Origin of the sequence: Marilutibacter maris (assembly GCF_006546735.2) — a bacterium.
Taxonomy (GTDB): Bacteria; Pseudomonadota; Gammaproteobacteria; order Xanthomonadales; family Xanthomonadaceae; genus Marilutibacter; species Marilutibacter maris.
In genome coordinates this window covers 21,493-31,099 of record NZ_VICD02000227.1, presented here as the reverse complement: position 1 = coordinate 31,099, position 9,607 = coordinate 21,493, and the positions used below count along the sequence as shown (strand labels likewise).

At 68.8% G+C, this 9,607-nt stretch carries 12 protein-coding genes; 7 read left to right on the top strand and 5 right to left on the bottom strand.

Annotation, left to right across the window (positions count from 1 at the left end):
- From FKV24_RS13340 to FKV24_RS13325, 4 genes are all read left to right on the top strand, one after another.
- On the top strand, positions 1 to 272 hold a 272-nt coding region (locus tag FKV24_RS13340), incomplete at its 5' end, for a DUF1615 family protein (protein WP_141482718.1).
- A 72-nt stretch (positions 273 to 344) separates the two neighbouring features.
- Entirely contained in the window at positions 345 to 1,157 is an 813-nt protein-coding gene (locus tag FKV24_RS13335) for a hypothetical protein (protein WP_141482717.1), read from the top strand.
- Between the two features lie 94 nt (positions 1,158 to 1,251).
- Positions 1,252 to 1,770, top strand: coding sequence for a DUF1697 domain-containing protein (locus FKV24_RS13330; RefSeq protein ID WP_141482716.1), 519 nt, complete (start codon positions 1,252 to 1,254; stop codon positions 1,768 to 1,770).
- 67 nt (positions 1,771 to 1,837) lie between these two features.
- Positions 1,838 to 2,218: a SpoIIAA family protein gene (locus FKV24_RS13325; protein WP_111266982.1), complete on the top strand. Its 381-nt coding sequence runs from the start codon at positions 1,838 to 1,840 to the stop codon at positions 2,216 to 2,218.
- A 49-nt stretch (positions 2,219 to 2,267) separates the two neighbouring features.
- On the opposite strand, the gene FKV24_RS13320 is transcribed toward FKV24_RS13325, so the two are convergent.
- Entirely contained in the window at positions 2,268 to 2,981 is a 714-nt protein-coding gene (locus FKV24_RS13320; RefSeq protein WP_141482715.1) for a pseudouridine synthase, read from the bottom strand.
- Positions 2,982 to 3,213: 232 nt separating this feature from the next.
- On the opposite strand from FKV24_RS13320, the gene FKV24_RS13315 reads away from it, so the two are divergent.
- Positions 3,214 to 5,097 carry a DUF3857 domain-containing protein gene (locus FKV24_RS13315; RefSeq protein WP_170288308.1) on the top strand — a complete coding sequence of 628 codons (1,884 nt, stop codon included), beginning with the start codon at positions 3,214 to 3,216 and terminating at the stop codon, positions 5,095 to 5,097.
- Positions 5,098 to 5,132: 35 nt separating this feature from the next.
- On the opposite strand, the gene FKV24_RS13310 is transcribed toward FKV24_RS13315, so the two are convergent.
- From FKV24_RS13310 to FKV24_RS13295, 4 genes are read right to left on the bottom strand one after another with little or no spacing between them, the layout of a single operon-like run.
- Entirely contained in the window at positions 5,133 to 6,431 is a 1,299-nt protein-coding gene (locus FKV24_RS13310; protein ID WP_141482713.1) for an RNA polymerase sigma factor, read from the bottom strand.
- 45 nt (positions 6,432 to 6,476) lie between these two features.
- On the bottom strand, positions 6,477 to 6,896 hold the full coding sequence (locus tag FKV24_RS13305) for a VOC family protein (protein WP_141482712.1): 420 nt from the start codon (positions 6,894 to 6,896) through the stop codon (positions 6,477 to 6,479).
- A 50-nt stretch (positions 6,897 to 6,946) separates the two neighbouring features.
- Positions 6,947 to 7,390 carry a VOC family protein gene (locus FKV24_RS13300; RefSeq protein WP_141482711.1) on the bottom strand — a complete coding sequence of 148 codons (444 nt, stop codon included), beginning with the start codon at positions 7,388 to 7,390 and terminating at the stop codon, positions 6,947 to 6,949.
- A gap of 60 nt (positions 7,391 to 7,450) precedes the next feature.
- A complete protein-coding gene (locus tag FKV24_RS13295) occupies positions 7,451 to 7,873 on the bottom strand; it encodes a YciI family protein (protein WP_141482710.1) in 423 nt (140 codons plus the stop codon).
- A 170-nt stretch (positions 7,874 to 8,043) separates the two neighbouring features.
- Between FKV24_RS13295 and FKV24_RS13290 the strand changes: the two genes are divergently transcribed.
- Entirely contained in the window at positions 8,044 to 8,352 is a 309-nt protein-coding gene (locus FKV24_RS13290; RefSeq protein ID WP_111266975.1) for a MoaD/ThiS family protein, read from the top strand.
- An 87-nt stretch (positions 8,353 to 8,439) separates the two neighbouring features.
- Positions 8,440 to 9,546 (top strand): WD40/YVTN/BNR-like repeat-containing protein, encoded by a 1,107-nt coding sequence (locus FKV24_RS13285; protein WP_141482709.1) that lies wholly within the window; start codon positions 8,440 to 8,442, stop codon positions 9,544 to 9,546.
- Positions 9,547 to 9,607: the final 61 nt, after the last annotated feature.

The window sequence follows — 9,607 nt, the reverse complement described above, 5'->3', positions numbered from 1 at the left end:
CCGAGCGCGCGGTGCGCAGCTTGAAGCCGCAGCTGGGTGTCGACGACGGTGCCATCCGGCGCGCGTTGGAGCGCGGCGACCGGCTCGACTTCGAGGACACCGCGCTCTACCGCGAGGTGTTCGCCCTCGCCGAGCGCGCCGAGGGCCGCGCGCTGCCGCGGGCGGTGCTGCCGGGGATCAAGCTGGAGAGTCCGAAGATCACCCGCGACCTGACCACCGCCTGGTTCGCGAACCGGGTCGCCAATCGCTGGAGGCAGTGCATGGCGCGCTGATGAGGTCGACGCCTTCATCGGTTAGATTGGCTGCACGACGAACGCGCGTGCGACAGGGAACGGGGAGAACGCATGGCCAGGGCATGGCGGAAGGTGGCGGGTGTGACGGGGCTGGTAGCGGCGATGGCCATCGGCCTGGGAGGCGGGGCGTTGGCTTCGGAGCCGCCGGCAGAGGAATCGACGGCGTTTCTTGGCGGATTCCTGCGCGAGTCGCGGGTGGTGTATCCGACCGAACTGCGGGGCTGGAAGGCGCAGAACGAGCACCGCTACGAGGATCAGGCCACCGGCGTATCGGTGCGCTACATGCCGACCGACGAGAGCCGCAAATGGCTCGACGTCTATTTCTATCCGGCCGGGGTCCTGAATGCGGAGGAGCTGCGGCGGGTGGTCCGTTCCGAACTCGATTCGATCGACCGGTCAGGGAGTGAGGACGGCGGCGAAACGCATGTCGACGGGCTGAGCGCCTACAGCCTGCCAGAAGGCGGCCTGCCGGCGTACTCGGCGTCGTTGCGGTTCGAGGCATCCGGCACGACCTATCATTCGGCCTACCTGCTGTTGCTGGACCGGCTCTACTACGTGAAGGGGCGACTGAGCGCCGAGGCCGACGTGATGTCGGCGAGCCAGGCGGAGGCGTCGTTGAAGCGGCTGATGTCGGAGGTGGCCTCGCGCACCCTCATCACCAGTTCGGGCGGATGCTGGACCGTCGATCAGCTGCCCTCCGACATGCTGAGCCGGACCGCGGTCGACGATTCCGGGCACAGGCACCTGGTCGGCTGCGACAGCGCGGAGCCGTGGAATCCCGAGGTCGACGAGGGCATGCGCGAAATCCGCTTCGAATACCGTCCCCAGCCGATCGTGCGGGAGTCGCTCAAGAAGGAGGCTTGAGCGACCCGAACGGTTCGGGTGGCGGGCGAGCGAACCGTTGGAAACAAGGCGAAGCGGTCCGGCGGGGCTGTGGCACCGGACACCAGGAGCATCGATGAACACCTGTATCTGCCTGTTGCGCGCGGTCAATGTCGGCGGCACCGGCAAATTGCCGATGGCCGACCTGCGGGCGCTCTGCGTCGAGGCCGGTTTCAGCGATGTGCGGACCTACATCGCCAGCGGCAATGTCGTGCTGCGCAGCACGCTGCCCCCGGATCGGGTCAAGGCCACGCTGGAGCGGGCGCTGGAAACGTACATGGGCAGGCCTGTCGGGGTGATGGTGCGCACCGCGCGGGAGCTGGCCGGGGTGCTGGAGGACAATCCGTTTCCGGACGCGGCGCCGAACCGGGTGGTGGCGGTGTTCCTCGATGCGGCGCCGCCGGCCGATGCGCTGATGACCGTCGGCGGGCAACGGGACGAACGGTTGGCGCTGGGGCGGCGCGAGATCTATATCGACTACGGCAGCGGCATGGCGGACTCGAAGTTGAAAGTCCCGGCCAGTGCTTCCGGCACCGCCCGGAACATGAATACCATCGCCAGGTTGGTGCGGATGGCCGGGGTTGACGCCGGTTGAACGCCGCGCAGGGCAGGATGGCGGGCGTGTCCTCCCGCGTGGAGTCATCCTGCATGGAGACCAGGCCATGATCGAGATCCTGCAATCCGCCCCGCACGTGGCGGCCTTCCATTTCACCGGCACCCTGAGCGGCGAGGACTACGATGCCTGCGTCGCCGAGATCGAGGCCCGGCTGTCGTCGCATCCGCGCATCGCCGTCTTCACCGACCTGACCGGCATGACCGGCATGAGCGCGGAAGCGATGGGCAAGGATGTGCGCTATGGGATCAGCAAGTTCGGCGAGTACAGCCGCTTCGCGCGCGCCGCGGTGGTGACCGAGCGCCACTGGCTGGCCAAGGTGTCGGCCTTCATCGGCAAACTGGTGCCGAACATCGACCTGCGGACCTTCGAGCCCGATCAGCGCGGCGAGGCGATGCTCTGGGTCGAGCAGCCGCTCGCGCCAGGCTAGGCGGATCCGGTGGCGATGCGGGTTCGCGCATCGGCCCGGAGCGGATGCGTCACCACTCCTTGCGCTGCGGCAGCAGGCCCTGCAGCTCGGCGTCGGTGAGGTTGCGCCACTGGCCGGGCTTGAGGTGGGCCAGCTTGACGTTGCCGATCCGCACCCGCACCAGTTGCTTGACCCGGTAACCGAAGTGCGCGGCCATCAGCCGGATCTGCCGGTTGAGCCCCTGTACCAGGGTGATGCGGAAACCGAAGCGCCCCAGCTTGGTGGTCCGGCACGGCAGGGTGGTCTGGCCGTGCACCGGTACCCCGCGGCTCATGCCGCGCAGGAACTCGTCGTTGACCGGGTGGTTCACCGCGACCAGATATTCCTTCTCCAGCTTGTTCTCGGCGCGCAGGATCTCGTTGACGATGTCGCCGTTGCTGGTGAGCAGGATCAGGCCTTCGGAATCCTTGTCCAGGCGGCCGATCGGGAATATCCGCCGTTCGTGGCCGACGAAGTCGACGATGTTGCCCTTGACCGAGGATTCGGTCGTGCAGGTGATCCCGACCGGCTTGTTCAGCGCGATGTAGGTGTGGCGCCGCCGGCCCCTGGCGGCGTTCTGCGCGCGCAGCGTCTCGCCGTCGATCTGGACCGCGTCGCCCTCGGCCAGCTCGGCGCCGATCCGCGCCCGATGTCCATTGACGCTGACGCGGCCGGCGGCGATCAGGCGGTCGGCCTCGCGGCGGGAGCAGTAGCCGGTATCACTGATGAATTTGTTCAGGCGCATGGGCGGGAGCTGGACGGTCCCGCCCCGGAATGCGGCAGGTGGGCGCGAATCCTGTCACAGCCGGCGGAATCCCGCATCTGGCCGGGCGCTGCGCGTGGGGCGGCGTTCATCCGTAGCGGCGGCATCGGACTGGGGCACGCGCCCGCCGGTGTAGGATGCGCTCAGCCGCCACGCGGCCGGCGCCGCCGGATGCGGGCATGGATCGGTGCAAGGGAATGGAGGATGCGGATTCGTGAATCTGGAACGATGGAAGACAGGGGTGTTCGCGGTGGCGGTACTGGCCGCATTCGGCGTACGCGCCGACGAGGGCGGCGACCGTCCGCTGCAGATCGAGTACGAGAACATCCACTATGTCGTCAATGACGACGGCAGCTATACCGAGTCGCGCGAAACCGCGACCCGGGTGCTGAGGGAACAGGCGCTGGAATACGCCAAGAACGAGACGGTGGGCTACAGCACGAGCATCCAGAAAGCCGAGGTGCTGGAGGCCTATACCCTGAAGGCCGATGGCCGCAGGATCGCGGTGCCGCCGGGCAACTACCAGGTCAGCGCCAGCTCCGGGCAGCAGGGCGATTCCCCGGTGTATTCGGACCGCTCGACCCTGACCGTGGTGTTTCCCGAGCTGGAGGTCGGCGACACCACGGTGTTCTCGTACCGGCTGACCGCGAGCACGCCGTTGTTCGCGGGCCACTTCTCGGTGATCGAGAGCTTCAGCCCGGCGACCTACTACGGCGACCTGACGGTATCGATCGACGCCCCCGTACAGCTGGATGCGCGCCATATGAGCTGGCACATGCCGGAGTCGAAGGTGAAGCGTGCCGGCGACCGCGAGCGGGTCAGCTGGCACTGGCGCAACCGCGAGCCGGTAGAACGCGAGACCTTGCGCGACAGCGTCTTCAATGTCGAGCGCTATCCCGGCTATGCGTTTTCGAGCTTCGACAGCTATGCGCAGATCGCGCAGGCCTATGGCGGGCCGGCCAATGCCAAGGCGGCGCCCACCGCGCGCGTCCGTGAACTGGCCGACGAGATCGCCGGCGATGCGCGGGAGCCGCGCGATGTCGCCAGGCGTCTGTACGAATGGGTGTCGCGCAACATCACCTATGCCGGCAACTGCATCGGACTGGGCGCGGTGGTGCCGCGTGATCTCGACGTGGTGCTCGACAACCGCATGGGCGACTGCAAGGACCACGCGACCTTGCTGCAGGCGTTGTTGACCGCCCGCGGCATCCACAGCACCCAGGCGCTGATCAATGCCGGCGGCACCTATTCGCTGCCGGACATCCCGGTGGCCTCGGTCGTGAACCACGTCATCACCTACATCCCGGACATGGAGCTGTACCTGGATTCGACCGCGGCCACCGTGCCGTTCGGCTCGTTGCCGACCAGCATCGCCGGCAAGCCGGTGTTGCTGGTCGAAGGCCATCATGCCGACGCGCGCACACCGGCGAACGACATCGGCGGGGATGGACAGAAGCTGGTGACGCGCCTGCGGGTCGATCCGGACGGTTCGATCTCGGGAAGCCAGCGACTGGAGCTGAACGGCCGTCTGGCGGTGGCCGCGCGCGACCAGTTCCGCGACATGCCGGCCAGCGACGTCGAGCAGCTGGTCAAGCGCTACTTCCAGCAGGCTTCGCTTAAGGCCACCGGCAAGGTCAGCTTCCCCGACCCGAAGCCACTGCTGGAGCAGTTCAGCATCGATGCCGAGTTCGACGTCGAGAAGATGCTGCCGGTACCGGCCGGCATCCAGGTCCAGCCATGGTTCATCAGCTTCGCGCCGGTCAGCGGCGTGGTCGCCGGCAACCTGGGCAGCGACGAGCATCCGCCCGGCGAGAGCGGTTGCTCGGGCATGGTGTCCGAGGAGCAGTACGAGCTGGAGTTCGCCGACGGCCTGCGCGTGGTCGCGCTTCCGCAGGACGTGTCGCTGGAGTACGAGGGCGTCAGCTATACCGCCAGCTATCGTCAGGAGGGCAACACGGTGCGGGTGCACCGGCTGTTGAACGACCGCACCCCCGGCCCGGTGTGCTCGCCGGAGTACAACGCCGGCTATGCGGCGATGATGCGCAGGATCATGCCGGAGCTGCGTTCGCAGCTCATCTACCTGCGAGCGAAGGAGTAGGCGGCACCTCGTCGGCGGCGATGCCGGATGCCGGCTCAGCCGCCGTCGTCCCCGCATTGCGCCGCACGGGCCAGCAGCAGGGCGCGCTCGCGCGAGTTGCGGGTCATCTCGGCCGCGCGCTCGAACTCGTCGCGGGCCTCGTCGTGGCGGCCGAGGCGGAACAACAGGTCGCCGCGCACGGTTGGCAGCAGGTGGTAGTGCTTGAGCGAAGGCTCGCCGACCAGGGTGTCGGCATGGTCGAGGCCGGCCGCGGGACCGGCATGCATCGCGATCGCGACCGCGCGGTTGAGCTCGACCACCGGCGATGGCGCGAGCCGGGCCAGTTGAGCGTACAGCGCGGATATCGCCGCCCAGTCGGTGTCCCCGGCGGCCAGGGCGCGGGCGTGGCAGGCGGCGATCGCGGCCTGCAGCGCGTACGGGCCGGGTTCGATGTCGCGCGCCGTCGCGATCCGCTCGGCCTGATCGAGCGCGGCCAGTCCGCGCCGGATCAGCAGCCGGTCCCAGCGCGAGCGGTCCTGTTCCAGCAGCAGTATCGGTTCGCCGTCGGCATCGATGCGGGCATGGCTGCGCGAGGCCTGTATCTCCATCAGCGCGACCAGGCCGTGGACCTCGTCCTCGGCCGGCATCAGCCCGGCCAGGATCCGTCCCAGTCTCAGCGCTTCCTCGCACAGCGCCGGCCGGATCAGGTCGTCGCCGGCGGTGGCCGAATAGCCCTCGTTGAAGATCAGGTAGATCACCTCCAGCACCGAGGCCAGGCGCTCGGCCAGTTCCTTGCCGCGCGGGACCTCGAACGCCACCTCGGCCTCGTTGAGATTGCGCTTGGCGCGGACGATGCGCTGGGCGATGGTGGGTTCGGCGGCGAGGAAGGCGCGCGCGATCTCGGCGGTGGTCAGGCCGCCAAGCAGGCGCAGGGTCAGTGCGACCCTCGCCTCGCGCGACAGCACCGGGTGGCAGGCGACGAACACCAGGCGCAGCAGGTCGTCGCCGATGGGGTCGTCGAGGCTGGCCTGCTCGGCGTCGTGCCGTTCCTCCTGCTCGTGCTCCAGCTCGTGGGCGATCTGCAGGTGCTTGAGTTCGGCCATCTGGCCGTGGCGGATGCGGTCGATCGCCCGGCGCCTGGCCGTGGTGGTCAGCCAGGCGCCGGGGTTGTCGGGAATGCCGTCGACCGGCCATTTCTCCAGGGCCGCGACCAGCGCGTCCTGGGCCAGGTCCTCGGCCAGGCCCACGTCGCGCAGCATCCGTGCCAGGGTCGCGATCACCCGTGCCGACTCCATCCGCCAGATCGCGTCGATGCGGCGGTTGATCGAAGCGTCGCTGCTGTCATGAGTGCTCATGCCGCGGGATGTCAGCACCCGGGCCGGCGACGCGCAAGTGCCGATTTACTCCTGCGGCGGCTCGCCGGCCATGTGCAGCACCTCCCAGACATGGCCGTCGAGGTCCTCGAAGCCATGCTGGTACATGAAGCCGTGGTCGACCGCTTCGCGCGGGGCCTGGCCGCCGGCGGCGACCGCGCGGGCGACGATCGCGTCGACCGCCTCGCGGCTGTCGACCGGCAGCGCGATCAGCGACCCGGTGCGGGCGCTCGCATCGGCGACCGGCTTGGTCACGAAGCTGGCGAAGTACTTCTCGACCAGCAGCATCACGAACAGGTTCTCGCCGAGGATCATGCAGGTTGCATTCTCGTCGGTGAAGGCCGGGTTGAAGCGGTAGCCCAGCTCGGTGAAGAACCTGACCGAGCGGTCCAGGTCCTTGACCGGCAGGTTGACGAAGATCTGCTTGTGGGTGGTGGCGGTGCTCATGATGGCTTTCCTTGATCGTGCGATGGGTGAGGGAAGGAACGGTTCGGGACTCAGGCGGCCTTGCCCGGGGTCGGGCAGTCCTCGCTGGGACGCAGGCAGTTGATCATCCACGGCTTGCCGTAGCGGTCGACGAGCATGCCCCAGCGCAGCGCCCAGAAGGTCTCCTGCAGCGGCATCTTGATCTCGCCACCGTCGGTCATCGCCGCCCATACCCGCTCGGCGTCCTCCGGAGTGTCGACGGTGACGTTGATCGTGGTGCTGTCGGTGCCGGCGTTCTCCGGCGGCGGACCGTCCGCGCCCATGATCGTCGCCTCGCCCACCATCAGGCAGCTGTGCATGACCAGGTCCTTGGAGTCGGGCGGCATCTGGTCGCACATCGGCGACTCGCCGTAGGTCATCCGGCCGACCACCTCGCCGCCCAGCGCCTGGGCGTAGAAGTCGAAGGCCTCGCGGCACTTGCCGTTGAAATCGCACATGTAGGGAATGAATTGCATCGGATGGCTCCAGTGGTGGGTGGGTGGGTGGGGTGTCGCGGTGTCCGGATCGGAGGCGAGTCAGTTGCCGGCCAGCTGCTCGCGCAGGCGCTCGTCCCGGGCGCGCAGTTCGGGGGTGAACTCCTCGCCGAAGTCGTCGGCCTCGAATACCGGACGGATCTCGATGTCCGACGTGCCCGGCATCGGGTTGGGGCAGCGCTTGACCCATTCGATCGCCTCGTCCATCGAACGCACCTGCCACAGCCAGAAGCCGGCGATCAATTCCTTGGTCTCGGCGAACGGGCCGTCGGTGACGGTGCGGTTCTTGCCGTCGAAGGTGACCCGGGCGCCGCGAGAGGACGGGTGCAGGCCCTCGCCGGCGAGCATGATTCCGGCCTTGACCAGCTCCTCGTTGAAGCGGCCCATGTCGGCGAGCAGCTGTTCGCTGGGCATGATCCCGGCTTCGGATTCGGCGGTGGCCTTGACGATGACGACGACGCGCATGGCGGTTCTCCTTGTGAAACCTGTGGGTTCCGCGGGACGCTCTTGCCCCGCTCTCGTGAACACGACGAGCGGGATCCGGGCGGATCGACACGCGCGACGAAAAAAATTTTCGGCGGCTGCGGCGCCCACGGTCACTCCGCGCTAACACGGTTGCTGGTATCGGATGGGCGATGGCCCGGGTCGTACTCGCATCGGCACTGGCGCGCTGGCTGGCGCCGGAGGCCTCGTCCCCGCATTCCGGCGATGCCGCCGGCGGCGAGGTCGTGCTCGAGGCCGAGGGCCGCACCGTGGGCGCCGTGCTGGACGGGGTGTTCGAGCACCACCCCCGCCTGCGCGGCTATGTGCTCGACGAGCAGGGGGCGGTCCGTCATCACGTCGCCGTGTTCGTCGACGGCGTCGTCGTCCATGGCAAGCGACTGGACCACGAGGTCGGCGAGCACTCCGACGTCCATGTCATGCAGGCCCTGTCGGGCGGATGAGCGGCGGCCGTCCGCGGTCGGCCGGGTCCGTCGGGGCGACACCGTTTCCGCGCATGTTTCTGCGAGATTCAGTTCCGGGAGATCGAGATGTCCGACACGCTGCTGGTTTCCACCCGCAAGGGCCTTTTCGTCCTCGAGCGCGGCGTCGAGGCGCCATGGCGGATCGCACGCACCGCGTTTCTTGGCGACAACGTCACCCTGACCGCCGCCGATCCGCGCGACGGCAGCTGGTACGCGGTGCTGGACCTGGGGCACTTCGGCACCAAGCTGCATCGCTCCGGCGACCGCGGACACAGCTGGGAAGAGCTTGCGGTGCCGGCCTACGCCGAGGGCCAGATGGCGCATACCGGCGACGGCAAGGCGCCGACCCCGGCGACGCTCAAGCTGCTGTGGTCGCTGGTTCCCGGTGGCGCGGACGAGCCGGGCAGGCTGTGGGCGGGCACGATTCCCGGTGGCCTGTTCCGTTCCGACGACGGCGCGCGCAGCTGGCAACTGGTCGAGTCGCTGTGGCAATACCCCGGACGCGGCGACTGGTTCGGCGGCGGTTACGACTGGCCGGGCATCCATTCGATATGCGTCGATCCGCGCGACCCGCGCTGCCTGCGCGTCGCGGTGTCCACCGGCGGCGTCTGGCAGAGCGACGACGGCGGCGACGGCTGGCGGCAGATCGCGCAGGGCATGTTCGCCGAGTACATGCCGCCGGAGCAACGCAACGAACCCGGCGTCCAGGACGTGCACCGGATGGTGCAGTGCCGGGCGGCGCCGGACTGCCTGTGGGCGCAGCATCACAACGGCGTGTTCCGCAGCACCGGCGGGGGCGGCGACTGGCAGGAGGTGGCCAACGTGCCGCCGTCGGTGTTCGGTTTCGCGGTCGCGGTGCACCCGCGCGACCCGGATACCGCGTGGTTCGTGCCGGCGGTGAAGGATGAGCGCCGCTATCCGGTCGACGGCCGTCTGGTGGTCGCGCGTACCCGCGACGGCGGCCGCTCGTTCCAGGTCCTCGACGACGGGCTGCCGACGGTGCCGGCCTACGACCTGGTCTATCGGCATGCGCTGGCGATCGACGCCGGCGGCGACCGGCTGGCGTTCGGCAGCACCACCGGCGGAGTCTGGACCAGCGACGACCAGGGCGATCGCTGGACGCCGTTGGCGGCGCGGCTGCCGCCGGTGCACGCGGTCGAGCTGGTCGCCTGATCGAGCGCCACGCGGGGCGGGAGTGTTCACCCCGCGTTGAACTCCAGGCGGCCTTTGCCGC

Coding starts and splice junctions, on each gene's coding strand:
- FKV24_RS13335 (WP_141482717.1), top strand. CDS start 345: ATGGCCAGGGCATGGCGGAAGGTGGCGGGTGTGACGGGGCTGGTAGCG.
- FKV24_RS13330 (WP_141482716.1), top strand. CDS start 1,252: ATGAACACCTGTATCTGCCTGTTGCGCGCGGTCAATGTCGGCGGCACC.
- FKV24_RS13325 (WP_111266982.1), top strand. CDS start 1,838: ATGATCGAGATCCTGCAATCCGCCCCGCACGTGGCGGCCTTCCATTTC.
- FKV24_RS13320 (WP_141482715.1), bottom strand. CDS start 2,981: ATGCGCCTGAACAAATTCATCAGTGATACCGGCTACTGCTCCCGCCGC.
- FKV24_RS13310 (WP_141482713.1), bottom strand. CDS start 6,431: ATGAGCACTCATGACAGCAGCGACGCTTCGATCAACCGCCGCATCGAC.
- FKV24_RS13305 (WP_141482712.1), bottom strand. CDS start 6,896: ATGAGCACCGCCACCACCCACAAGCAGATCTTCGTCAACCTGCCGGTC.
- FKV24_RS13300 (WP_141482711.1), bottom strand. CDS start 7,390: ATGCAATTCATTCCCTACATGTGCGATTTCAACGGCAAGTGCCGCGAG.
- FKV24_RS13295 (WP_141482710.1), bottom strand. CDS start 7,873: ATGCGCGTCGTCGTCATCGTCAAGGCCACCGCCGAATCCGAAGCCGGG.
- FKV24_RS13290 (WP_111266975.1), top strand. CDS start 8,044: ATGGCCCGGGTCGTACTCGCATCGGCACTGGCGCGCTGGCTGGCGCCG.
- FKV24_RS13285 (WP_141482709.1), top strand. CDS start 8,440: ATGTCCGACACGCTGCTGGTTTCCACCCGCAAGGGCCTTTTCGTCCTC.